The organism is Dolosigranulum pigrum ATCC 51524, from assembly GCF_000245815.1.
GTDB classification, from domain to species: domain Bacteria; phylum Bacillota; class Bacilli; order Lactobacillales; family Carnobacteriaceae_A; genus Dolosigranulum; species Dolosigranulum pigrum.
On the sequence record NZ_JH601103.1, the window covers coordinates 1,089,679 to 1,114,722 of the forward strand.

Annotated in this window: 27 protein-coding genes; 22 read left to right on the forward strand and 5 right to left on the reverse strand. The window is 36.1% G+C overall.

The window, feature by feature from the left end; translation table 11 throughout:
• Positions 1 to 75: 75 nt before the first annotated feature.
• The 11 genes from trpX (at position 76) to HMPREF9703_RS05080 (ending at position 9,147) form a co-directional block, all read left to right on the forward strand.
• Positions 76 to 1,050: a tryptophan ABC transporter substrate-binding protein gene (trpX, locus tag HMPREF9703_RS05030; protein WP_004636122.1), complete on the forward strand. Its 975-nt coding sequence runs from the start codon at positions 76 to 78 to the stop codon at positions 1,048 to 1,050.
• Between the two features lies 1 nt (position 1,051).
• Positions 1,052 to 1,939 (forward strand): ABC transporter permease, encoded by an 888-nt coding sequence (locus HMPREF9703_RS05035; protein ID WP_004636124.1) that lies wholly within the window; start codon positions 1,052 to 1,054, stop codon positions 1,937 to 1,939.
• The gene (locus tag HMPREF9703_RS05040; RefSeq protein ID WP_004636126.1) at positions 1,936 to 2,745 is read left to right on the forward strand and encodes an ABC transporter ATP-binding protein; all 810 of its coding nucleotides are present in this window, start codon (positions 1,936 to 1,938) and stop codon (positions 2,743 to 2,745) included. Before HMPREF9703_RS05035 ends, HMPREF9703_RS05040 begins: the two co-directional genes overlap by 4 nt.
• A 155-nt stretch (positions 2,746 to 2,900) precedes the next feature.
• The gene (locus HMPREF9703_RS05045; RefSeq protein WP_004636128.1) at positions 2,901 to 3,341 is read left to right on the forward strand and encodes a hypothetical protein; all 441 of its coding nucleotides are present in this window, start codon (positions 2,901 to 2,903) and stop codon (positions 3,339 to 3,341) included.
• A 139-nt stretch (positions 3,342 to 3,480) separates the two neighbouring features.
• The gene (gene thiM / locus HMPREF9703_RS05050) at positions 3,481 to 4,314 is read left to right on the forward strand and encodes a hydroxyethylthiazole kinase (protein ID WP_004636131.1); all 834 of its coding nucleotides are present in this window, start codon (positions 3,481 to 3,483) and stop codon (positions 4,312 to 4,314) included.
• A gap of 2 nt (positions 4,315 to 4,316) precedes the next feature.
• Positions 4,317 to 4,637: a thiamine-binding protein gene (locus HMPREF9703_RS05055; RefSeq protein ID WP_004636132.1), complete on the forward strand. Its 321-nt coding sequence runs from the start codon at positions 4,317 to 4,319 to the stop codon at positions 4,635 to 4,637.
• A gap of 110 nt (positions 4,638 to 4,747) precedes the next feature.
• Positions 4,748 to 5,413 carry a hypothetical protein gene (locus HMPREF9703_RS05060; RefSeq protein ID WP_004636135.1) on the forward strand — a complete coding sequence of 222 codons (666 nt, stop codon included), beginning with the start codon at positions 4,748 to 4,750 and terminating at the stop codon, positions 5,411 to 5,413.
• Positions 5,414 to 5,429: 16 nt separating this feature from the next.
• A complete protein-coding gene (locus HMPREF9703_RS05065) occupies positions 5,430 to 6,914 on the forward strand; it encodes a DUF1538 domain-containing protein (RefSeq protein ID WP_004636137.1) in 1,485 nt (494 codons plus the stop codon).
• A gap of 233 nt (positions 6,915 to 7,147) precedes the next feature.
• Entirely contained in the window at positions 7,148 to 7,999 is an 852-nt protein-coding gene (locus tag HMPREF9703_RS05070; RefSeq protein WP_004636139.1) for a metallophosphoesterase, read from the forward strand.
• Between the two features lie 91 nt (positions 8,000 to 8,090).
• Complete coding sequence (locus HMPREF9703_RS05075) at positions 8,091 to 8,531, forward strand: OsmC family protein (RefSeq protein ID WP_004636141.1); 441 nt, start codon at positions 8,091 to 8,093, stop codon at positions 8,529 to 8,531.
• The gene (locus HMPREF9703_RS05080; RefSeq protein WP_004636143.1) at positions 8,524 to 9,147 is read left to right on the forward strand and encodes a GNAT family N-acetyltransferase; all 624 of its coding nucleotides are present in this window, start codon (positions 8,524 to 8,526) and stop codon (positions 9,145 to 9,147) included. Before HMPREF9703_RS05075 ends, HMPREF9703_RS05080 begins: the two co-directional genes overlap by 8 nt.
• An 80-nt stretch (positions 9,148 to 9,227) precedes the next feature.
• Here the strand turns inward: HMPREF9703_RS05080 and HMPREF9703_RS05085 are convergent, their stop codons facing one another.
• Positions 9,228 to 10,463, reverse strand: a complete 1,236-nt coding sequence (locus HMPREF9703_RS05085; RefSeq protein ID WP_174263865.1) for an aminopeptidase — start codon at positions 10,461 to 10,463, stop codon at positions 9,228 to 9,230.
• 80 nt (positions 10,464 to 10,543) lie between these two features.
• A complete protein-coding gene (locus HMPREF9703_RS05090; RefSeq protein WP_004636147.1) occupies positions 10,544 to 10,990 on the reverse strand; it encodes a flavodoxin in 447 nt (148 codons plus the stop codon).
• Positions 10,991 to 11,146: 156 nt separating this feature from the next.
• On the opposite strand from HMPREF9703_RS05090, the gene HMPREF9703_RS05095 reads away from it, so the two are divergent.
• The 6 genes from HMPREF9703_RS05095 to HMPREF9703_RS05125 all read left to right on the forward strand — a co-directional run bounded on the left by HMPREF9703_RS05095 (position 11,147) and on the right by HMPREF9703_RS05125 (position 17,118).
• Complete coding sequence (locus HMPREF9703_RS05095; protein ID WP_004636148.1) at positions 11,147 to 11,494, forward strand: hypothetical protein; 348 nt, start codon at positions 11,147 to 11,149, stop codon at positions 11,492 to 11,494.
• 803 nt (positions 11,495 to 12,297) lie between these two features.
• Positions 12,298 to 12,804: a GNAT family N-acetyltransferase gene (locus HMPREF9703_RS05105; protein WP_004636150.1), complete on the forward strand. Its 507-nt coding sequence runs from the start codon at positions 12,298 to 12,300 to the stop codon at positions 12,802 to 12,804.
• A 376-nt stretch (positions 12,805 to 13,180) separates the two neighbouring features.
• Positions 13,181 to 14,116, forward strand: coding sequence for a YncE family protein (locus tag HMPREF9703_RS05110; protein ID WP_004636151.1), 936 nt, complete (start codon positions 13,181 to 13,183; stop codon positions 14,114 to 14,116).
• Between the two features lie 130 nt (positions 14,117 to 14,246).
• A complete protein-coding gene (locus HMPREF9703_RS05115) occupies positions 14,247 to 15,275 on the forward strand; it encodes a hypothetical protein (protein WP_004636152.1) in 1,029 nt (342 codons plus the stop codon).
• A 10-nt stretch (positions 15,276 to 15,285) separates the two neighbouring features.
• A complete protein-coding gene (locus HMPREF9703_RS05120; RefSeq protein WP_004636153.1) occupies positions 15,286 to 16,419 on the forward strand; it encodes an ABC transporter permease in 1,134 nt (377 codons plus the stop codon).
• A gap of 15 nt (positions 16,420 to 16,434) precedes the next feature.
• Positions 16,435 to 17,118: an ABC transporter ATP-binding protein gene (locus HMPREF9703_RS05125; RefSeq protein ID WP_004636154.1), complete on the forward strand. Its 684-nt coding sequence runs from the start codon at positions 16,435 to 16,437 to the stop codon at positions 17,116 to 17,118.
• A 67-nt stretch (positions 17,119 to 17,185) separates the two neighbouring features.
• Here the strand turns inward: HMPREF9703_RS05125 and HMPREF9703_RS05130 are convergent, their stop codons facing one another.
• The 3 genes from HMPREF9703_RS05130 to HMPREF9703_RS05140 all read right to left on the reverse strand — a co-directional run bounded on the left by HMPREF9703_RS05130 (position 17,186) and on the right by HMPREF9703_RS05140 (position 18,479).
• Entirely contained in the window at positions 17,186 to 17,473 is a 288-nt protein-coding gene (locus HMPREF9703_RS05130) for a hypothetical protein (RefSeq protein WP_004636155.1), read from the reverse strand.
• 69 nt (positions 17,474 to 17,542) lie between these two features.
• A complete protein-coding gene (locus tag HMPREF9703_RS05135) occupies positions 17,543 to 17,824 on the reverse strand; it encodes a hypothetical protein (protein WP_004636156.1) in 282 nt (93 codons plus the stop codon).
• Positions 17,825 to 17,861: 37 nt separating this feature from the next.
• Positions 17,862 to 18,479, reverse strand: a complete 618-nt coding sequence (locus HMPREF9703_RS05140) for a phospholipase A2 family protein (RefSeq protein ID WP_004636157.1) — start codon at positions 18,477 to 18,479, stop codon at positions 17,862 to 17,864.
• Positions 18,480 to 18,967: 488 nt separating this feature from the next.
• Between HMPREF9703_RS05140 and HMPREF9703_RS05145 the strand changes: the two genes are divergently transcribed.
• From HMPREF9703_RS05145 to HMPREF9703_RS05165, 5 genes are read left to right on the forward strand one after another with little or no spacing between them, the layout of a single operon-like run.
• The gene (locus tag HMPREF9703_RS05145; RefSeq protein WP_004636158.1) at positions 18,968 to 19,852 is read left to right on the forward strand and encodes an ABC transporter ATP-binding protein; all 885 of its coding nucleotides are present in this window, start codon (positions 18,968 to 18,970) and stop codon (positions 19,850 to 19,852) included.
• A gap of 34 nt (positions 19,853 to 19,886) precedes the next feature.
• Positions 19,887 to 20,990, forward strand: a complete 1,104-nt coding sequence (locus HMPREF9703_RS05150) for a hypothetical protein (RefSeq protein WP_004636159.1) — start codon at positions 19,887 to 19,889, stop codon at positions 20,988 to 20,990.
• 20 nt (positions 20,991 to 21,010) lie between these two features.
• On the forward strand, positions 21,011 to 22,192 hold the full coding sequence (locus tag HMPREF9703_RS05155) for a hypothetical protein (RefSeq protein ID WP_004636160.1): 1,182 nt from the start codon (positions 21,011 to 21,013) through the stop codon (positions 22,190 to 22,192).
• 21 nt (positions 22,193 to 22,213) lie between these two features.
• Positions 22,214 to 23,368 (forward strand): lanthionine synthetase LanC family protein, encoded by a 1,155-nt coding sequence (locus HMPREF9703_RS05160; protein ID WP_004636161.1) that lies wholly within the window; start codon positions 22,214 to 22,216, stop codon positions 23,366 to 23,368.
• 13 nt (positions 23,369 to 23,381) lie between these two features.
• Positions 23,382 to 25,034, forward strand: a complete 1,653-nt coding sequence (locus tag HMPREF9703_RS05165) for an ATP-binding cassette domain-containing protein (RefSeq protein WP_004636162.1) — start codon at positions 23,382 to 23,384, stop codon at positions 25,032 to 25,034.
• The last annotated feature ends 10 nt before the right edge of the window (positions 25,035 to 25,044 follow it).

The following is a 25,044-nucleotide window of genomic DNA, read 5'->3' on the forward strand; positions in this document are numbered from 1 at the left end:
TTTTCTATATTTTTTAGGCAACCGTAGATGAATGGTTGTCTTTTTTTGTATAAAAAATATAGAAGGAGTGATGTTATGAAGAAAGTGTTTCGAGTAATTGCGGTATTGTTGGTGCTAGTTGGTGGGGCCATCTTTGTTGAGGAACGTAGCTCAATTGAAGGCCGTCTACCAACTGTTGGGTTATTACAATTGGTTAGCCATCCTGCACTCGATGATATTAAGAAAGGAACGATTGATGCTTTAGCGGAAGAAGGATTCATAGACGGAGAGTCCATGACATTATTATTCCAAAATGCAGAAGGAGACCAAAATAACTTAAGTACGATGTCGCAAATGTTTGTGCGAGAAGATGCTGATGTTATGATCGGAATTGCCACGCCTGCTGTCCAAGCACTGGCTAATGCATCAACAAATATTCCGATTGTGATGGGAGCAGTGACTGATCCGGTAAATGCTGGGTTGATTGAAAATTTAGAACACCCTGGAGGCAATATTTCTGGTGTTTCTGATCGAACACCGATCAAAGAACAACTCGATTTAATGCAAGAAATTTTACCTGATGTAGAGAAGATAGGAATCATTTATTCAACTGCTGAAGATAATTCAAGGAAACAAAGTGAACAAGCGGCGGAATATATGCAATCTATTGGGATAGAGCCAGTAGTTGCAACTATTAGTTCAACCAATGATTTAGCACAAGTTGCAACACAATTATTAACGCAAGTAGATGCGGTTTGGGTTGGGACGGACAATATGATTGCTAGTGCCTTTCCGACCTTAGTAGAGATAGCAAATCGTACGAAGACACCTATTTTTCCGGTAGTGGATACGATGGTAGAGCAAGGAGGATTGGCAACAATGGGCCTTAATCAATACAATTTGGGATATCTTACTGGGAAAATGACGGCGCGAGTCTTGAAGGGTGAAAAGATTAATGAGATGCCAGTTGAATTCCCAAGTGAACTGGACTTAATTGTTAATGAAGTACAAGCGAATAAACTGGGCATTCATTTGCCGGATACCGTGCGTGAAAAAGTGAAAGGAGAATAAGATGAACTTAATTATTGTATCTGTAGCAGAAGGCATCCTGTGGGGAGTTATGGCACTCGGCTTATTTATTTCTTTTCGTATCTTAAATATAGCTGATTTAACGATGGAAGGAACCTTTCCCCTCGGAGCAAGTGTAGCAGCTGTTTTAATTACTAATGGATTAAATCCTTATTATGCCACTTTAATCGCTCTTCTTTCAGGGATGATGGGGGGATTAATTACGGGATTGCTCATTACAAAAGGCGGCATTCAACCGCTCTTGGCCGGAATTCTAACCATGACCGGACTGTATTCAATTAATTTGCGTGTGATGGGGCGATCAAATATTAGTCTCTTAAATCAACCGCGTGTAACGTCTCTGACAGGCATGAATGACTATTATAACTCAATAATAATAGGAATGATTCTCTTAATTTTCTTTATTGTTATATTATATGCTTTCTTCTTATCCGACTATGGGCAAGCTTTGATTGCGACGGGAGATAACGAGCGAATGGCTATATCATTGGGCATTCGGACACATCAGATGAAAATAACGGGCTTGATGTTGTCTAATGGATTAGTGGCACTATCTGGTGCTTTAATTGCACAGCATAGTGGCTATGCGGATATTAGTATGGGGATTGGAACAATTGTTATCGCGTTAGCGTCTGTGATGATTGCTGAAGTCACGATGAGTAATATTGCGTTCTTACCACGCTTAATATCGCTACCTTTAGGGGCTATTATCTATCGACTAATTATTTCGGGGGCTCTTTCGCTAGGTTTAAACCCCAATGATTTAAAATTCATTTCAGCTATTTTATTAGCTATTATTATGATATTGCCGTCAATGTGGCATAAATATGGAATGCAGTTTTCAACATATCGTCAGGAGGAACAACGATGAAAAGACAACCTATTTTAAGTTTAACGCATATAGATAAGAGCTTTCATATGGGAACGGTGAATGAAACTCACGTTATTCAATCACTTAATTTAGCAGTTTATCCTGGTGATTTCATAACAATTATCGGTGGAAATGGTGCTGGGAAGTCAACGTTACTTAACATTATTTCAGGAAATTTAACGCCGGATTCAGGTGATATCCGCTTAGGAAGCCAAGTCATTACACATCAGTCAGAACAACAGCGGGCAACAAAAATGGCACGAGTTTTTCAAGATCCAACTATGGGAACAGCACCACGAATGACCATTGCCGAAAATTTAAGAATTGCTGCCTTACGTGGACAAAAACGAGGCTTGCGCTTTGGGATGAACCAAGCAGTTCGCCAGCAGTTCAAAACATTAGTCGCCTCACTACACATGGGATTAGAAGATAAGTTGGATACAGAAGTACAATATCTCTCAGGAGGTCAGCGTCAAGCAATCGCCTTGTTAATGGCAACTATTCAAACACCGGAAATTTTGCTTCTTGATGAACATACAGCGGCACTAGATCCTCAAGTAGCGCACACTGTAATGGAATTAACTAATGAACGAGTTACATCAGAGGACATCACGGCTTTAATGATTACTCACAATTTAGAGGATGCGATTCATTACGGCAATCGATTGATTATGTTGCATCGTGGGCAGATTGCACTTGATATTGCCGGAGAAGATAAGGCATCACTTACTAGCGCTGAATTACTGAGACACTTCAGCCAACATGCAGATCACTCTGAGTTATCGGATCGTTTACTTTTATCATAACTAAGACGGAAAAACAATATTGATCTTATATGCTGCTGGAGATGTTCAATCATTCATAAATGACGGGGATCAAGCATGACTTCAAGGGAAATAATTGTAACCGGGTACAGATATACGTTATAATAGAGAAAATAGCATAGAAGGATGGGATCGAGATGAGTCAGACAGTGTATACTACTTACTGGATTAATAAGCGTGATAACGTACGTAAAGAACACGGCACATATAAGAGCGAGGAAGCAGCGAAAGAGGCTATTATTGCTTGGTGGGAAATTAATGGAGAAAATTATGATTATGAAGCATACCGAACTAACACGGGTGCGCTGGAAATTTCCTACATTGATGAGTTTTCTTTCTATCGCATTGAAAAAGAAGAGATTGAAGGGTCTCTGCCATCAACTAGCTATACCGTACGTACAAAAGGTGAAATAGATGCTAAGCGCCAACAGTTGAGTTTAGATGACTATACATTTTTGTTTGATGAATTAGCTGAACCTTATCGTGATCGTCTAATCAAAGCCATGGGAAATGTTAAACAAGCACGTCAGTTTGTTTACAATGAAGAAGGACAATTAATTAAAGATATTGCACAATAAGTTAAAGAACGTCCGGTTTTTATTGCATTATCTCTAGCGAACCCCTTTGTTAAATCGCTTGTAGTTTAAATATTGCCTGATTTACGCTATAATAGTTAATAAGATATCATTTTAGAATTTAAGGAGCTGGAATATTATAATGGTCAGTGAATTGAAACAAGGAATCATACAGTGTGTCGAAGATGTGAAAAAAAATAATCCGATGGTCGGATCCGTTACGAATACGGTGACCATTAATTTTGTAGCCAATGCACAAATTGCTGTCGGTGGGTCTGCCTCTTGTGTCTACATGCCAGATGAAGCAGAAACACTTGTTGAAAAAGGAGACTCATTTTACATTAACTTAGGGACTATTTTACCTATTTATGAAGATACGCTTCCGCAAGCTGGTCGCTTACTGTCAGATACCCACAAAAATTGGGTACTTGATCCAGTTGCAGTCGGAATTGGATCATTGCGCACACGTTTATTGCGCCAATTCAATGCCTATAAACCAACTATTATTAAAGGAAATGCTTCTGAAATATTAGCCTTAGCTGGGCTTTGGGGCTTAGAAGGTGGACAAGCTGCTTCAAAAGTTCGCGGAGTAGATTCAACCGAACTGGTCGAAGAAGCAACTGAAGCGGCTAAATCAATTGCTGAACATACTGAAGGAGTCTGTGTCGTATCAGGAAAAGAGGATTTGATTACTGATGGACGACGTGTCGTACGTGTCAAGGGCGGTCATGAAATATTAGCCAATATTACCGGATCAGGTTGTGCACTCGGTGGAGTCATTGCTATCTACGCTACTCAAGTTGAAGATCCATTCATAGCAGCACTTACCGGCGTACAAGTCTTTAAGAAAGCTTCAGAGAAAGCAGCTGCAGACAGTCAGGGGCCGGGTACTTTCCAAGCTCGCTTCTTAGATTACTTGCATAACTTAACGCCAGAAGAAATTGCTGATAATGAATTTGAACTGGTGGAGGAATAAAGATGTCAGATATGAATACATTAGTAGCAGTATCCATTGCCCCCATTGCTAGTCAAGAAGAACTAGCTCCACAAATTGCTGAAGTTATTCGAGTGATTCGCTCATCACACTTACCGAACCAAACGTATTCCATGTTTACTGAAATTGAAGGACCCTGGGATGAAGTGATGGCGATTGTGAAAGAAGCGACACAAGTATTAACTGATCGCGGTATTCGGACAATTGTAAACGTAAAAGCCGATGTTCGTCCAGGTCATTCTGGGACAATGAAGCGAAAAGTCGAAAAAGTTAATCGTATTTTAAATGAAGAAACAGCAAAATAATCTTGGTTCACAGAATGACGTTTTAAATATAAATAAAATGTGTTGGAGAGTGCAATTGTCTTCGACACATTTTATGTTATAAATAACATAAAAAGATAAGAGGTGTGAATATGGAGCATTTAGCAATGGATTTATTGGTATTTATAGTAAATGAACATGAATCCAAACAGTTAATGATTGATGCCCGGCAGCGGGGAGTTGCTGGAGGAACGATTATTCCAGCTGAGGGAACAATTAAAAATGGTTTCTTGCGAAAGCTTTGCCTTGATAGTGTCCGTCGTGAAATATGCTTAATTTTAACCCCGACTGCCATGGCGACCAAAGTATTAGATCATATTGCTAGAACAAAACAAATGTATAAAAAACATCATGGCATCGGTGCCCAATTACCGCTAAATAACGTACTAGGCTTATCAAATCGCCAGAAGGAACGAAGAACCCCATTAAAGCAGACAGAAAGGGAGAGCCAGTCAATGTATCAAGCAATTTTTACAGTGGTTGAACGTGGAACCGCTCAAGAAGTGATGACTGTTGCCGAAGATCGTGGTGCGACAGGAGGCACCATTATTCATGGGCGTGGAGCGAGTTCAAAAGATATCACAACAGTTTTTAATATGGAAATTGAACCAGAAAAAGATATTTTATTAATTATTACAGCGACTGCTCAGGCTCCATCCATTATGAACGGTATTGCTGATCATCTAAATATCGAACAAGAAAACTCAGGTGTTATGTTTACGTTAGATATCAGTGAATTACGTGGTATTTATGAATAGGAGGGATGATAAATAAGTGAATATATTAACGCAAAAATTTCGTGAGGTGCTGCAAGCAGTTATCCCAACGTATAGTTTAGTTTTACTTATCCATTTTTTTATTGTTGATTTACCTAAAGAGGCACTACTCGCATTTTCTGTCGGCACTCTTTTTATTATGGCGGGAATGACTATTTTCTTGACGGGAGTTGACTTAGCTATCACCCCAATTGGTGAGCAAATGGGAAAAGGTATTGCTCGATCTAATAAGGTGAGCATTGTTGTCATATTTGGTTTTGTGCTAGGTTTTTTGATTGCGGCCTCTGAGCCTAGTATTAATGTATTAGGACAGGAAATTGCTGCTATATCCGGCGGCGCTGTTAATGCCATGGCGATTGTAAGTGTTGTCTCAGTAGGACTAGCCATTATGATAGTTATTGGGTTGTTGCGAATTGTGTATGATTGGTCATTAATTAAAATACTCATAAGTGCTTATAGTTTAGTGTTTATGATGGCAATTTTTACCTCTGAAGAATTTATTTCGATTTCCTTTGATGCATCTGGAGCAACAACAGGCGCTATTACTGTACCTTTTGTGCTCGCGATGGCTTCGGGTGTGGCTAACTTGAAAAAAGGCACCTCACAATCAAATAATGACAGTTTTGGGTTAGTGGCGATTGCTTCTGTTGGAGCCATTATAGCGGTGATGTTATTTAATTTACTGATGCCCATTGGAGAACTTACAGGCTCATTGTCTATTGAAGTAGATGGGGACACATCCTTACTTACACGCTATATATCAGTATTCATAAAACAATTGCAAGATGTTCTGATGACGATCATGCCAATTGTCGGCCTATTTTATTTTTATCAAAAATTCAAGCTTAAGGTACCTAAGCGAGTGTTACAAAAAATTTGGATCGGCTCGATCTATGTTTTTGCAGGACTCGTTATCTTCTTAACGGGTGTGAATGCTGGTTTTATGGATATTGGACGTATAATTGGACACCGTATTGCTAGTGAAGCTATGTATGTTGAGTTAGCTATTGTTGGAGCTGTAATGGGAGTTGTGACGATACTAGCTGAACCGGCAACAAACATTTTAACGACTCAAATTGAAGATGTTACTTCAGGAGCGATTAAGCGCCGTCCGATATTAATTGCTCTGACTTCCGGTGTGGGAATAGCAATTTTCTTAGCTGTCTTACGTATGTTAATTCCTGGATTAAAATTGTGGCATATTTTATTACCGGGTTATGCTATCGCCATTGGATTGATGTTTATTGTCCCCAAGATATTTGTCGGTATGGCTTTTGATGCAGGTGGTGTAGCTACGGGTCCGATTACAGCAACTTTCATTCTGGCTTTTATCCAAGGAGCTGCTGATACCATTCCAACTGCTTCCGTTATGATTGAAGGATTCGGGATGATTGCAATGGTAGCTTTAATGCCTATTTTGACGTTACAACTATTAGGATTTATCTATGAACTGAAACGGCAACACACAACTTCAAGCACTTAATACGAACGCTGCACATGAGATTGTGCAGCATTTTTTACATAAAACGGCAAAATCCATGTTCATTGGGCTAATTTTTTATGCTATAATCAGTAAGGAGGCCGTCAACTTTGCAGTGACGAATCGATGGTGCACGGTTGTCGTCCGATATTATGAATGATACAGCATGATGAAAAAGTTTATTAAAACATGGCAAGATTGACTGTACCATGAGATAAATACTGGGAGGTAAAGGAATGTTTTGGATTATTATCGTTGCGATTATACTACTAGGAATTTATTTTTTCTATCAAAATCGCTTTATTAACGTAACTGCGTATAAATTAACAGTAGCAAATCTACCAACCGATTTACGCGGGAAGAAAATTGTCCATATTTCAGATTTGAATTTCCGAGCGAATATGAATAATGGATTTGTCAATACAATTTTATCAAAGATTGAAAAACAAGAACCAGATATGATTGTGGTGACGGGGAATACAATTTATTCTACCGTGGAATATTTGGAAGAGACACCGGTGAAGGAATTCTTCGAGAGTCTTTGTCAGAAGGCCCCTACGTACGTTGTGACAGGAAATCATGATATTGAAAATATAGGCTTCGATGAATTAGGACAATTGTTGGTCGAGAGTGGCGCTCATTTATTAATTGATGATGCGGTTTATGCAACTTTCAAGAATGAACAGCCGCATGAGGGGCTTGTATTGATGGGCTTTGCTGAACGCGGGGATATGAATAATATAGCTGATCCATATTTAAAAAATATTGAACTAGATGCAGAGATGATTGATAAACCTAAAATATTATTAGCGCATCACCCCGAGTATTTTGATAAGTACTTGGAAGATGCCGCTAAAGCACCTGATTTAACGTTTTCTGGGCACACATTGGGTGGGCAAATTGTCTTACCTTACTTCGGGGGATTGATCACGACCACTCAAGGATTACTACCGGCCTATGATTACGGTTTGTTCGTAGCTGATGATCAACCAACAAAGCGAATGATCGTTACCCGAGGGATGGGAAATGCTTCGATTCCAGTACGCTTAAATAATCGGATTGAAATTGTAACTGTTATTTTAAATTGATAGTGGATGATAAAGATAGCCTGTACGATATAGGCTATCTTTCTTATTGAGTGCAAGTACTAGCTAGAAGAGAAGAAGGAGTGAGTCTATTATGGGAGTAGAATTAACATGGCAGTCGAATTTGGAATTTAGAGCTACCGATAAATCAGATGGACATGCGGTGCAATTAGATGCGGGATATCCCATTAGCGGGACACATAACGGCCAAACACCGGTCGAAGTATTGCTCAGTTCATTGGGTGGTTGTATGGGAATTTCCTTGATGACAACTTTAAGAAATTACGAAACAGCCGTTGAATCATTGACATTGGAACTTGAAGCCCATAAAGCAGATAATCTACCGAACCGCATCGAATCAATCGATTTAGTAGTTCATATTGTCACTGACATTCCCAAAAATCGTATTGAGCGTGCTTTACAATTAAGTCATGACAAGTATTGTACTATTTCTAATACAATTCGTGCTGACATTCAGGTAACATTAATTTATAATGGAGAAGCTATCGAAAGGAGAGAGACTGATAATGAATGAGATAAACTATCGTCCGATTCAAGTGAGTGATTATGATGGGCTACAGGCATTATTACAAAATGAATGGTATAACCATTATGTAGCGAAAGATCGGGAAATAACGCAAGCCTTTGTTCAATTAGATTTACATAATTGTCTAATGAAGTCATCATTTGGCTATGTTGCCGTTAAGGATGACGAAATTGTAGGGGTTATTTTAGGCCGCATTCAAGCTAACGCGCCTAAGTTAGCAATGTTTACTCAAGATATCACGGCTAATATTCTAACACTGATAACAGAAGAATCACCGATAGTGGCTGAATTAGCTCAAATTTTTCAGAACAGACACAGCGCTAATCAAGCAATGAAACATAAAATAACTAGCCATTATGAGGCCGAAGCTGTTTTATTTATTGTATCCGCAGCAAACCGAGGCAAGGGAATTGGTTCAGGGTTATGGCAACTTATCCAAGAAGAGTTTAAGCAACAACATATAGAGCATTATTGCTTATTTACGGATAAATGGTGTAATTATGGTTTCTATGACTATAAAGGGCTCCAGCGCATAGAGAGTTATACCGTTAATGAGAATACAACAGAACCAACACATTTCCTCTATGAAGGGGAGGTCCACTAGTTGAATAGGTAAACTAAAGCCCTCGTACCGACAACAATAATGCTGTCAGTACGAGGGCTTTGTTAATTATTTAGACTGTGTTAGGCCCAAGTTCCATTGCGGAAAATAGGAACACGAGTGCCGTCTGCTTTAATACCATCGATATCCATGTCGGCTGATCCAATCATAAAATCAACGTGTGTGGTTGAACGGTTCAAGCCAGCTTCTTTTAATTCATCCTCGCTCATCTCGGTTCCACCTTCGAGACTGAATGCGTAAGCTGAACCTAGAGCAACGTGGTTTGAAGCATTCTCATCGAACAATGTGTTGAAGAAAGTTAAACCAGACTGTGAAATAGGGGACTCATGCGGTACGAGCGCCACTTCACCTAAACGAGAAGCTCCTTCATCTTGTTCAAGTAATTTTTCGATAACGTCTTGCCCCTTGTCAGCAGAGAAGGAGACAACTTTTCCATCCTTGAACTCGAATTCCATCCCTTCAATGACAGATCCGGCATAGCTTAGTGGCTTTGTAGAGACAACTTTTCCGTCAACACGATTAGCATCCGGTGCAGTGAAGACTTCTTCAGTTGGCATGTTGGCCATGAAGCGTTCGCCACGAACATTGTCACTACCGGCTCCTTCCCAACGGTGACCATCAGGCAAGCCGATTGTTAAGTCTGTTCCAGGGGCAGTGTAGTGGAGTGCTACGAATTGTTCATCGTTAAGTTCATCGGCTTTTGTTGTTAAGGTTTTATCTTTTTTCGCCCAAGTTGCGACAGGATCTTCGTCGTATAGATGAATGGCTTTAAAAATCGCATCCCAGAGAGCATCCACTTGCTCTTCTTCAGTCTCTAAGTCAGGGAATACTTTGGCAGCCCATTCTGGCGAAGCAGCAGCACCCAGCGTCCAACTAATTTTGTTCGCTTGAGAAGCTTCTCGCATGGGTTTTAATGCTTCTGCATTTGCTTTTTGAGCGGCTGCAATCTTTTCACCATCGATACCATTTAAGTTATCCGGATCGCTGGAAATAATTCCAACACGACTTGCTCCATGCTTTAACAGGTAATTCATTTTTTCAATACGGTAGTCGGGCACATCAGTTAGCGTCTCTTTTGATTGGTACTCGAAGCTTAAACGAGATAGTGGGTCGTCGCTCCAATCAACAATAACCTCACGCGCGCCTTTCTCGTAAGCAGCTTTCGTAATCGCACGGCCTAACTGTGCATTATCTACCGAGACACTCAAGTGAACGGTATGTCCTTCTTGAACATTAATTCCTGTTGTTACAATTAAATTAGCGTATTTTTTAATTAACTGATCAAAATTATCTAGCACCATAGTAACACTCCTTAAAGTTATTTATATAAGTGTAGCATATCTCTTCATGTAACTCAATTTTTCTGACTATTATATAATTAGTTAGTCGCTTCAACAAGTTCTTTTGCCATGTTCTCCAGTGCTACAATGTCATCTTCTTCGGGATATAGATTATATAAGACCGGCTGAGAACCACGTGTTGCGCCAGTTCGTTCGAATTGCTGATCGAAGTCAAGAACGGACTGACAGAACTTCTCATAGAATGTATCTCCCGAACCGAACGTGCCAAATATTTTACCACTTAAATCAACTTCGGCTAACTCTTCATAAAAATCAACAATCTCATCTGGTAAATCAGCATCAGTTCCATAGGTATAGGTTCCGACGATGACAATATCAAAATCTAAGAAATCTTCAGGATCTGCGAACGTACTCTCTAGTACTTCAACATCAACATCTAGATCGACAAAAGCCTCTTCTAAAATCTCGGCACCTTCCTCCGTATTTCCCGTTAAACTTGCATATACAATTAAGGCACTTACCATCACTATTCTCCTCCATTACACTCATTCTACATTTTATATTTTATCAAAAAATGATAATAGTCACAAATAAAGCAATTATAAATAAAAAATAATAAATTATTTAATATAAAAGCCTTTACATAATATTTTTTTAGAATATAATTAGAAGTGAAGGAGGTGAAAAAAATATTAATTATGACTAAAATCCAACGATATACTGGACTGATGTTCGTTATCTTTATTGGAGCTATTTTAAATATGCTTTCACCGGGTAAACTATTAGTCGTAGAAATTGTTTTGCTTTCGTTTATTTTCTGGTTAATTAGAAAGAAAAATAAACAATTAAAGGAGCATTTCCGTACACAAGTTGCGCATAAAATAACAGACACGACGCGAGTTATCGGGTTGTTGCTAGTTATCATCGTAGCAGTGACTTCTCATTTCACTAACAATTATCTTGCTTTTGGTGTTGGATTAGTTATTGACGTGTTATACGTACTATATATGAACAAAAAGTTTAGGTAGAATTAATTTTAAAAAATAAAAGAATCCCTCAGATGTCGGAACGGTTGGTGTTCGGTCATCTGGGAGATTCTTATTTTGAGTTGAAAAATTCAAAATAATATGGATAACAGAATTATGATGCTTCCTGCTAAAATAATAATGCCTCCTCCCCATATGAGTTTATTTTCTTTTTCCGTGTATGTAAAGAATAATCCGCCCAACCCGACTAAAAGATATACAATTGACTCCGTAAATATACTCATATTGAATTTGACTAAAATGCCAATAACAGTGAGTCCATAAAGAATTGTAGTAACTATCCTAACTTTTTTTGAGTTCATAATTGTTATTCCTTTCATATTGTTTGCCTTCACGATAACATAGTAGACGTAGAGAAGTAAAGAAAAAACCTTAGGAGGGTTTTTTATGAGAACAGTTGTGTCGAAATGATTTGTGACGTGTAGTTGTGCATCTATGTTGTCATTGGCTTTTCCATCAGAAACGGTGTCAGCAGAAGAGAGAAATTATGCAAACCATTCAGCATTTTGAAGAAGAGAAACTCTATGCTCTTTTAAAAGCAGCTGAAACAACTCCAGAAAGAAGGTAAAGAAGAACAATTAATTTCCCATTTTAGATCCTATGGCGTTAATCTTCAAATAGATGGAGTCAATCACTCAGAAGCTCAGGAAAGAAGTGTTGTTAAATGTGCTGGGCATTTAACCTTATTGATTGGTTCGACAGCAAGATGACGCTTTCGGTGCTTGTGAAAATTGAAAGTAGTACGCCTATCAATTTTTAGAAATTAGATATGGAAAGGAATCACTATGAAAATTAGGCATGCTAAACAATCAGATGCTTTTGCGGTAGCCTGTGTACTCATAGACAGTTGGAGAGAAACGTATCAAGGTATATTTCCCCAATCTCTTCTCGATAATCTGGATCAAGCTACACAGACACAGCGTATGCTGGCAGCTATCCAGATGAGTAACATGTTAGTTCTTGAAAATGACGCTCAGCAACTAATTGGATTTATTGGCGGTGGAAATAATCGACAAACAGCACAATTTCCCTTTATTGATGGAGAATTGTACGCTTTATACGTCTCGCTATCTGCTCAAGGTAGGGGCTATGGAGCTAAGTTAGTCGTGGCATTCAAAACATTGATGAAAGAGCTAGGATACAAAGGTTTATTAGTGAAATGTCTGAAGGAAAATACGAATGCACAAGCCTTTTACCAGCATATGGGCTTTTCTACCATCGGCGATCAAATGTTGACACTACAAGAAAGTTCAGTTGTAGAAACTGTCTTAGCGAAGTCGATCAACCCATAAAAAAATTAGTAATGAACTTTCATCCTCATAGGTGAAAGTTTTTTGATTTGGATTAATTCGGTGAGTGGCGGATTAAAAAATCAAAGAAAAAAGTATTGTATTTTTTTGAAGAATATGCTACTATTTATCCATAGAAAGCGTTTTATATAGTTGCTCATCATTTCGATACATTAATTGTTGCTCTCAAAAATACAGATGGACCGGTAAAAAGAAATCTTTACTTCAGACTGTACATTACAAACGAAAATGTGTTAATGTTGCTAATGTTGTCAAAATAGAACAAAAAATTATCTAGGGATCTAGGATGTAAATGCTAACGATTACTTAAATAAAAGATGCTGTTTGTACCATGAAGCATCTTGTTTGGAGGAAAAAAATGAAAAAAAAGATCATTTATTTTGGCGCTTTGCTCACAATATCTTTATCTGGTTGTTCTATAATTAATGGGTCTAAATCAGAGGAATTAGAAGAGGGATCATTCCATGAAATAGCTGAAAATTCCACATATACTTCTACTGAAATGTCTCTACAGGATTTATCCTTAGAATCAGTAGGTGGTGGAGTTGTTATTGATAATGAGTTATATTTATCAGATGAAGAAGCGGGAAAGATTAATGTGTATAATGAATCCTACGAATTAATTGATGAAATAGAGCAGGACTCTATTCTATCGCCAACGTTATTAGCAGGAGAAGGGGAATCGCTCTATATTATTGATATAGGACTTAAAAGTATTCTTCACGTCGACAAACAAACCCATGAGATAGTGGAAACTATTCCATTTCCAGTTGAAATTCATGAACCTGAATTTTTAAGTTTAGTCGTAAAAGATACCGCATTATTTTTGACGTATGACAGTAATCAAGAAAAAACGGCTCATATCTTTAAGATAGATTTGGAGTCAAAACAAGTGAGTGAAATAGGTGAACTTTTTTCGGGGAGTATTCATGAAGATGAATTCGGTGACCTATACGCATTAGAGTTAGGTGAATATTACAAAGATAATGACTCTGAAGGATTTGAAAGTGGCGAGAATAGTTTATATAAAGTAATTGATAATAAATTGGTTGAAGAGGTAGAGTTACCGTATAAATTAACAGCTCTAGATTTCCTACTCAAAGATGATCATATTATAACCTATACGTACTTTAGACATAGTGTTGTCCGTTTAGATAAACAAGGAAACCTCATTGATTCCCTTGCTACGTTCGATCCTGATTATGTTGACTATTCGCCGGTGTTATTAGAATACAATCATGATATATTGGTGCTTGGACGCCAGTATGATCAAATCTTCAAGCTTTCAAAGTAGGAGGAAACTATGAAGAAATGGGGTTATTTAAGTCTACTGGCTATGCTTTGTCTCATGTTCGTTGCATGTGCCCAAAAATCTAGTAGTTCAGCATACAATTCTACAAGTAATTAACGTGGAGGGATAACCTATGAATAAAGTATTGTATGCTTTAGAAAGTAAGTTTCGTCAGCGCTTAGCTAATAAAGAGTCGCTATTGTTGTCATTAGTTATTCTAGCAATTGGATTTATCTTTGTAATTATGTTTGTTAGTAAATGGTTAGATGCTAAAGCTGAGATAAATCGTATTGATTGGTTGTACCGGGATGAGGACGTATTAGTGATAACAGATTATACGAATGATTTGTTCCCTGATATGTCACCTAACGCAGAACGGATACTGACAGATGAATTATTAGTGGGAGATCACTACAATATGGTGTCTGGTATAACGAATCACTATCATAACTATATCCCACCGCTTCAGTCAGAAAGAGACTTATGGCAATTATTTGATACTCGGTCTGATGTTATCATTGCCGGAGAAAATTTAAAGCGGCAACATAACTTGGCGATTGGTGATGAGATTCATATTGGAGAGAGCATCTATCACTTAATTGGATTTACATTAGAACCGTTATTGCAAAATCGATATGTAACTCACTTTGATGAGGTAGATAATCAACTCCAGACGAGTTTGAGACGGTCAGAGTACTTAATAAATATATCAGAGGTTTCTAGTCAGTATCAGTCAAATCCGACATTGGCTGATAGAGCGAGAGAATTAGAAGCATCGACGCGAGGTGTCCAGAATATTATAAGTGTTGTGACGTTATTCCTGCTCTTTATCATGCTAATGAATGTGTCGTTAGTGTTGGCAGCAACTTTAGAGCAAGTTAGACATGCAGATATGGTTCGAACAATATTCGGGCAAGGAGAAAAACTACGGCAGCTGTTAGTGTTGGTTGATACATTACTATTGGTAACGGTCAGTTTTCATCTGGGTGTTGGAGTGTATTATATAATTCGCGGGTCTATTCCAGTCTTTTTTTATTTTGAATTGACATGGCCGGTCTATACGATCAGTTGGGGACTGATCATTATTGTCAGCAGTGTGCTGGCTGCTATACTAAGTAGGTGGCAAGGGAGAAGACTCACGATTCAATTATTGAGAGGGTAAGGAGGGTTATATGGGCTATCAGATTAGTCAAGTTATGCATCAATTGTGGCGTGAGAAGTGGAAGTATCTCTTTATCTTTGCTCAGTGTGTTATTTGTTTGACATTAATTTTGATGGGTCTTAATGAACAGCACTCTTATGCTTATCGGCGCGATGTGTTGATGTATGATAGGTCCCATCAATTGACCACTATTTCATCTGTTCAGGGGGATTTATTAAATCAGACAGTTCCTGATGATTTACTGGATAGGCAATACATTATTTATCATAAACGGTCGCTTATTAACTACTTGACGACTGACGATGATATCGGAAGTATTTATTTAGTTAGAGGTAATCAGGCCTTTTTCGACACATATTTTCCCGATCAACCGGTTGAAAAAGGTGTTGCTTACGGAGATAAAGATGTAATTGTTTCACTGGGAAAAGCTGATGGACAGACATTAACAGAAGGGATAGCATTTTATTCAGATAAGGTAGTCATTGAGGAAAAAATGTATACTTATGATTCAATTGTTCCTTCTAGGGAACGTATTCCATTTCAAGCGATTGGATCAGATGATATCGATACGTCCAATGCATTATTTATATTAGCATCTGACTTAGCTCACTATGGTGAAGATGAAGGCATACCAGTTATTAAAACAAGCAGTTCATTAACAGACGTAGCTGATTTAGTGACTGAGATGACACATCTTAATCCTAATAATCGCTATGAAGCGGTTGATTTGCTCGGACATTTCGATAGTCGCGTGGCTGATATGCGTTCGACCGTTCAACTGTTTAGTTGGATTGGCTATGTGGCAATGATTATGATTGCCTTTGGTATCATTGGAATCATGATGTTAATTTTTCATAAACGGCAAAAATCCTATATCATTCATCATTTGTTCGGTGCAACTTGGCAAATATTAGCTATTCAAATGGCCAGTGAGCTATCTATTTTGATGATTAGTGCTTTTCTTTTGTCAATTGTCGCTGCGGGATTGATTCAACCTGAGTTGTCAACAGATTACTTTCCAATTGTCACACATGGAAGCAGTGTTGGACTGACGGGTTTCATTGTCATCAGCATCATTATGATTAATACAGTGTGGATGACTTACAACTTATCTCGACTGAAATTGACGAATTGGCTGATTTAATCGAAAGGAGATCTTATGGGTGGGACACTTATTAAATTATCAAATATTCATAAAACATTTCGACAAGGAAGCAGTGAAGTAGATATTTTCAGACAACTCAATTTTGTGATGAAATGCGGAGAGAGTGTGGCTATTGTAGGACAATCTGGTTTAGGGAAGACAACTTTATTAAATCTCATTGCTCTCTTAGATACTGATTATAATGGGCAGTATTCACTCTTAGGAGAAGACACTTCTCACTTAACAACAAAAGAGTTATTTAGTCTGAGAATGGCGCATATTGGGTATATGTGCCAATATCACAATTTATTAGTTGATATGACAGTTATGGAAAATGTCCAGATGCCACTAGGATATGCCGGAGTGAGTAAGGTTGAACGAAAAGAGAGAAGTCTGGCAATAGTTGAGAAGATTGGATTAGCTGATAAAGCAAGCGAGAAGGCAGCTAACTTATCAGGTGGGCAACAAATGCGTGTTGCTTTGGCACGAGCGCTTGTCAGTAAGCCAGACATCTTAATTGCTGATGAACCAACAGGAAACTTAGATGCATCCACCAGCCAAGATATTATGGAACTATTTCAGTCTATTAACAGCCAAGGTATGTCAATGGTAATTGTCACCCATGACTTGGAAGTTGCTCATAACTGCAATCGGATAGTAGAATTGCGAGATAGACAGTTGTGGGAAGTAGCTAAATAAATAAACTAACCCCCTCTAGGATTTCAGCAGTAAAAGTAGAGGGGGTTAGTTAGATGTTCATCGTCTGTTAAAGTGGGAGTAATTCAATGACTCGACTGGTAAATAAATACAACTCTATGGGAACAACGGCAGCGAAAATCAACCATTTCCATTCTACTGCAATTAGGTTAGCTAATACACTGAATCCCCAGGCAATCACAATGATAAGGAAGCTGTTAAGTTCAACGCCAAATAATGTTTCCAATACAATTCTAACAAATGGAATGAATAGTAAAACAAATACAATTGACAGATAAGCAATACGGCTTCTCCAGTTGAGCTGTGCCCACTTTGTTTTTAGTTGTCTGTCATTCATGTTAATCACCTTCAATTAACGTTTTGTGTGATGTAGTTTAGCAAAATACTGTCTAAGATTATCTGGCCATTAAGGAATCATCATACCAATTCCAACAACAAGGGCAAACATTACTCTAATAACAATTATTGTCGAGATCATTAATTTCCATTCTCGAGCAATAATGCATAATCCTAAACAAAGAAAATATAAATCGTTCAATTGCGTCCATGAGAGAAGGTTAAAATCAAATCCTATATCTAATGTTACTGTAATAATGATTGTTAGTACCAGCGTTCCAACAGCTACAAAAGCTGTACGACTTAATCCATTCATGTTTTTCCAATTATTTGTCAAATTGCTGATAGTCATTTGAATCACCTACTTGCTATTTTCAGACATACTTATCTTATGGTAAGAACGGCGCTAATATTGGGTATTGAATAGCTAATGCTGTGGTACCCCCGACCTTAGCTGCAAAAGTCATGATAGCAGCGATTGCATAAGCTTGAGCTCCAGTTCCTTTTATACTTCCAAAATTAGAGGCAATATTATGAACAAAATTAATATCACATTTTGTATTTCCCCATCCATTTTGCTCATAACATTTATCATGTTTTTGGCACTGTCGATCAAGTGTATCGATAGGAGGGGAGCCTTTATCCCCAGGTCCACACCAATTTCCATAATCTATAATGCTTCTACTAGTCAGAGCCCCTTGTTCAGTTAGTATCATGTCATTATAAGTTAATCCAGCCTCAATCACTTCTTGACTTTCATTGTTCTGACGTGCAAGTTCTTCATTAAATAATTGATCTCCATCCATATCTATATATGCTTCTACACTTCCCAAGGTACTTCTAAGTTCAGCAATATCTTCTTCTGTAGTTTCAATATTTTCCGACGATTCTATATTATATTTATTCTCATGAGCATGAACACTGATAGTGGTAATCTGAGCTGCAGAAAACATTCCTATTAAAGTAACTAACATAACGATTGTAAACTTTCTGACTAGTTTAAACATTAATTTTCCTCCTTTGGTTGAGAACAATATGTCAATATGCTGTATATGATCTCCCTTGAGCATATATAATTTATTATGTATATTTTACCAATAAAGCAAAACGCTTTCAACAAATTAATACTATATTATGATGAGTTCTATGCCATGTTTATGATAAATTCCTTAAAGAGATAATGTTGCTGTTAACGGTAAATTTGTAGATATATTACTGGGGAATAGTGAAATAAAAATATTGAAGAGAACTCTAAATGAATTTTAGTTAATGTATCTTGTTTAGAGTTTTTAGAAATTAAAAAAATAAAAAATAAATAATAAACATAAAATACTTAACTTTCAAATAATTTTTATGATATAATAAGATTGAATATAGCGATTACATTTGGGAAATCATACGCATGGGCAAATCAATATGTGATAATATAGCTAATTACTTCATCGCGTATATTAGAGAAATAATCTCATATAACTTATATAAGGGGAGGCAACAAATGAATATTACGATACCAGAATTTAGTTATGGAACAAATCTTATCTTAAAAGATATATCGCTTGAATTAACAAAGCCACAAATTATTGGTTTAGTTGCACCAAATGGAACGGGAAAATCGACCTTTATCAAGTTGATTTCAGGTCATCTGTCAGCTCCGGAAGTAGACATTAATTTAGATGGCCATACTTATGAAACTGATTTGATTTATATGCGACGTCAAATTGTGAAAATGCCGGATCAAATGGATTTATATGATGAACTCACCGCAAGAGATCATTTGAGGTATTACGCTAGCTTGTGGGAAGTAGAAAAAGAGCATGTAGAGGTTGTCATCCAAACCTTGAATATGTCATCTTATTGTGATAATCCAATTAAATCTTATTCATTAGGCATGCGCCAAAGAGTTTGTTTTGCACTTATGTTAGTGACAAAAGCTCAGTATTTACTGTTAGATGAAGTGATGAATGGATTAGATCCAGATAATGTTGATATGATTTCTGATATTTTATTTAAATTAAAAGAGAAAGGTACGACGATGCTTATTGCTTCTCACCTATTAGAAAATTTGGATCAGATTGCAGATGTCGTTTATTTTATGAAAGATCATCAGTTGGCATTTAGATATGAACCAGCGATATCTCAACGTGAGATGCTCTCAGTGCAATTCAGTGATGAAGTTCACCAGAAGTCTTTTATAGATACATTTACAGATATTCCTATTCAGTTTGATAATGATAGTCTATATATTGACGTACCATTGATCGATGAGTTCATGTTAGAGGAAATATTTAGATGGTTGACAACTCACTTAGACAGAGTGGGTGAAGTAAAATTGGGGACGAAAGGTTGTCATAAACTGTTTAGAGAATTATATGATAGGTAGTTAATGTGCCCGATTAGCAAAGGAGTATAAAAAGATGAAGCTCATACAGTTGGACTGGAAGAATTTCTTAAAGAAGCACTTGATGTGGAAATTTCTAGCGTTGGCTTGTTGCAGTATGTTGTTGTCAGTGGGTTACTTTAAGTTATTTCAAGAAGGCAAGATCTATTATGAATTAGATCAAGCGATTAATCAAGTGAGAGAATTAGAGGCAGAATTGAAATATAGTGAGGCTTTGACAGATGAGCGATCTGACTTTATATCGCGATATCGTAGCACATATAATCGACAACGCGGAATTTACCAAGTAGATAAAAATATTAGTTCCTTACCTGCCGCAATTGATGAGCGCATAGTCCTAAGAGAACAAGCAGATGAGTTGTTAGGCTATTTAGCAGACGAGTATTTAGAAAGTATTGATGGTATACAAAAAGACAAGACTATCATACAATACTTATCAGATCATGAATTACTTATCAGTGATTATGCATCCAATAATATAGTTGTTCAAAATATAGTTGTTCTATTGGGGCTAGGTGGTGGACTGTTTATCTATGCATTGCTCAGTAGTGAATTATTAGTTAGTCATCAATTAAAGCAAACGCTATTGGAAGCTATTCCTGAAAAATTATTTATACGACATATGAGTTACTATGGATATACAGTAGTTGTTTATTTTATGTTACCCATACTAGCGATATTGTTAGTACTGTTAGGCTATTCTTTGGCAGTGAATAGCCATGTCTGGCAACATCCTTACTTAATTTCTCAAGGAGATAGCTATATTGCACTGGCAAATTGGCAAATCATTGCTTGGTCACTACTGATGACATTAGTTGCGACAGCGCTAGCTTATCAGTTCTTATTTATTGTCACTCCAATACTGCAAGATAGTATTTTTTCAGCATTAATCTTTATTGCTTTAGTTAGTTTACCGATATTTTTTACGAGTGCATGGGTTAATTATTTACCATATAGTCATAGTATACTTTATCCTGTTTTTCATCAGCAAAGTGGATCTTTAGTGATAGATATAACTAAACAATTAGGGATATCTATTGGTTACGTTTTAATACTGCAACTAATTATTTGGGTGATACATAAATTACGGGTAACCAAAAGGCTATTATTTAAGTTGTGATAGTTTAGGGAGGGATAAGTATGAGTGGTTTTGAATGGAAACTTTTGTGGCGACAACGTCTATTTCGCTTTAAGTTACTTACGATAGTGATGCTGACGTGTGGATTATTTTTTGTAATGATAGAAGATTTGTCTGAACGAGAATTGGCTATTATAGAATCTAATCAACTCTCTCAAGATTATTACTTAGCGAGTGCCAATCAAATGATGCAGACATACGGAGAAAATAATAAAGATGTACAGATGATGATACAGTTAGCTAGTTTGGCTGAAGATCAAAGTCAAGCTCTTCAAAGGAAAGATTATCGGGCATTTGTTCAAAAGAGATATAAATTTCTTCAAGCCCATCAACAAGCAATTGAAGAATTAAATTGGGCCCAGTCAAATGTGCTAGATAACTTTGCATTTGAAGCAGCAACCACTGATAAAGTTGAGGCATTAGGTTTGGAGCTGTATCAGGCGACAGCTCATTCATTGGAGCAACTATTGGCTCAAGATACAATATCACAACCTGAAGCATTAGGTAAGCATACGACGATGATGGTACGGAGTTTGTTTTTAGGAGAGAGCCCTCAGTTTATTAATTTTTGGTTAGCAGTCTTTTTAGTGACACTGTTTTTAGTTAGCCAGACATGTTTAGAAGGGAGAAAGAATCACCAGTCATTTACAGAAATTATTCCACAATCTAAAGCAGTTCATACAATAGCTACTACAGTCAGTAATGCGGTAGTGGTTACAATATTTCAGATACTATTACTAATATTAGTTTTGATAAGTTATACGTTTGTTTATTCTTTTGGGCATTTATCTGTAACTATTCGACGGTTTGGTAGTAGTGGTTTCATGTCATTAATTGTGGTGATCGCCTTATGTTTAGCTATGTTGTGGGGCTTGAATATGTTAATTACAGCATTAACTGCTCTGTTCAATCAACTGTTCAATAATCAAGTGCTTACTTTATTTGTGGTAGTATTATTCATTTGTTTTATTCCTATGGTGAATACATTAGAAGTAGATGCTAGTTGGTTTCAATATAATCCATTTTCTTATGTAGAGATTGGTCATGTCGTTTGGGGAGTTCAGCATTACTTTTTTACAGAAGGTTCTTTCTCATTGAAAGAATTCTGGTGGTCGATAGTCTTCACTGTCACAGCTATTTATGGGATGCTATATGGAGTTGCTTATTTTAAACAAAGAAATTGAGAAGAAATAGGGGGGGAAATAATGGGAAATACTGAGGAAACGAGAGAAAAAATTAAATTGATACTTAATAATATACACGATAATGATTATTCTTTGAACAACGGTAATGTAGGGAAGCTATTGTTACTGGATATAATCCATGAACAAAAATATTTATCAACTATTGATTATATGGATCAACGCGAGAAAGTCTTAAAATATTTATGGCATAATTTGAAGAATAATCCAATTTATCCAGGAATATTTGACGGGATAAGCGGAGTAGGATTATATTTTAAACAACGTACAGAGTTAACTGAGTATGAAGATATGATTTATCAATATACTTTAAACAAGTGTTCTCAAATCATAGAAAAGAATAATCATTTAGAGACTTTTGTATACTACGAACTTTATGGAGGACTAATAGGTTGTGGAAAAGTACTGTTAGGAGAAAAAAAGTATGCAAATGATTTATTAGCACTTACTGAAAAATTGGTTCTAGAAACAGAAAAATTTGTTGATAAAATTATGCATGATAGAGTAGCTTATTTCTTTATAGAAAATGGGATAGGCATAAATGCTACATCAATTACATATAATCTAGGACTGAGTCATGGATTAGCAGGACTACTATCTTTTCTTATTGATTTCTATGAAGAAAATAAGGAGAATAGATATTTTGATTCAATTATTGAACGTATAAAAAAGGCTATAGATAGCTTATTATTGATATATATGAGTAGCAGAAAATATACAGATGATTATTGGTATTGGAACGATGAAATTACGTTAATTTGGAAACATAAGATAAAAGAGGTGTCTACATTTACATGGTGTAGGGGTATGGTAGGCATTTCAACATTGGTGTACAAGGGATTTAAGTTATTAGGAAAAGAAGAAAACGCACAAAATGTGAGAGAGAATATAATCCAATTATTTAATTCAGTTAAGAAAGATGTATTATTTGAAAATAATTCTATTTGTCATGGATCATTTGGAATTATATATACAATGATGAACAAGTTCAATTATTATAATGAAATATTCACAAAAGAACTAGCTAATATGATGATTGATGTTATCAGTTCAATAGAAGATTATTCATTTCTGCAAGGAGAACTAGGAAGTTTTATTATCGCCTTACAAGCTGAAAATTTAAAAAAACTGAAAATAGATACTTTTTTGGGATATTAGATGGGGGATAATGGTGATTAATCAAATTAAAAAATATTATGATATTTTGAAGAATTATAGTACTGTATACATGTACGTGTATGGGATATCAACTATTATCATAGCAATATTTCCTTTTTTTAACATATTTTTCATACGATATATTTTGAATTCATTAACTAATTTTACGGTAAGTGACTTGAATGTAGCTGTTATGATATATTTAACTGTATCTTTATTACAATACATTGTTACGAAAATAAATTCGTTTGCTAGTGATATGATGGAATTAACACTTGGAAATCAGATTGCTATTAATATCATGGAATCAACGGAGAATTTGACTTTGTTTCAATTTGAACAGCATGATTTTCAGAATCAGATTCGACGAGCTATGGAAAACTCACTGGGAGTATTTGTATCTAACATTACAATATTTATTAATACACTAACAACTGTTGTAACTATTATCATATCAGTAATATATATTTCTCAATGGAATATATTTATTGGTATTACTGTACTTATTTTTCCATTTTTGTTCTATAAACTATATATTAGAATTAATCAGGAACATTATCGAGTTAGTATAAAGCAAACTGAACCAAAGAAAATTAATTGGTATATTACATTTTTACTCACACAAGATGATGCCTTTAGAGAAAATAAAATATTTAAATTTTCTAGATATTTAATTCAAAAATATAGAAAAAATGTTGGATCTTTTATTCAAGACACAAAAGAATTATTTAAATTTGATTCAAAGATATCGTTCGTCCCGGAGCTAGCTAATATTTTACTTGTTATATTAGTGATATATCACTTACTTAGGGAGGCTATCATAGGAACAATTTTAGTGGGATCTATTGTAGCGATGCTTCAAATGACATTTCAGATTCTTGATTCTAGCAAAGAATTAAGCGGAAACATTATTTCACTGGAGAAAAATTCTTACTATATTGACGAACTTATTGATGTATTAAATATTAGTAAAGATAAACGTAATGATAAAGAGGTACGGTACAATCAAAAAATAAAATCAATAACATTGAAAAATATATCATTTTTTAGAGATGATATTCCAGTATTTCAAAATTTCAATTTACACTTAGAGAGAGGATTGTATTTTGTAATAGGAGATAATGGAAGTGGAAAAACAACGCTATTAAAATTAATATCTGGTTTGTATAAACCAGATAGCGGTAATATTGTAATCAATAATCGTGTATGTGAGAGAACATCAGATATTTTAAAGCAAGAATCATCAGTATTATTCCAAAACTTTAAGCGGTATGAAAATACATTAAAAGAGAACATATTTTTTGGTGATTATAAAGAAAAAGAAAATAAAGATCGCTTAGATATGATACTGAACAAAGAATTGTTAAACTTTATTGAATGGGAATCAAAAAATAATGATATACAGCTAGGATCATGGTTTGAAGGAGCGAGAGACTTTTCAGGTGGCGAATGGCAGAAAATTGCATTTGGTAGAACATTATTCAAAGAAGCTAGTATCTATATTTTTGATGAACCTAATTCAATGATTGATGAGAAAGGATGTAAAGTAATAGATCATGAATTGAGAAAATTGGCAAAGGAGAATATAGTAATTGTAATAACTCATAAAACACATTTAATTAAGAAAGATGATAATGTTATACATTTAAAAAAAATAGTTACTTAGGAGGCAAATA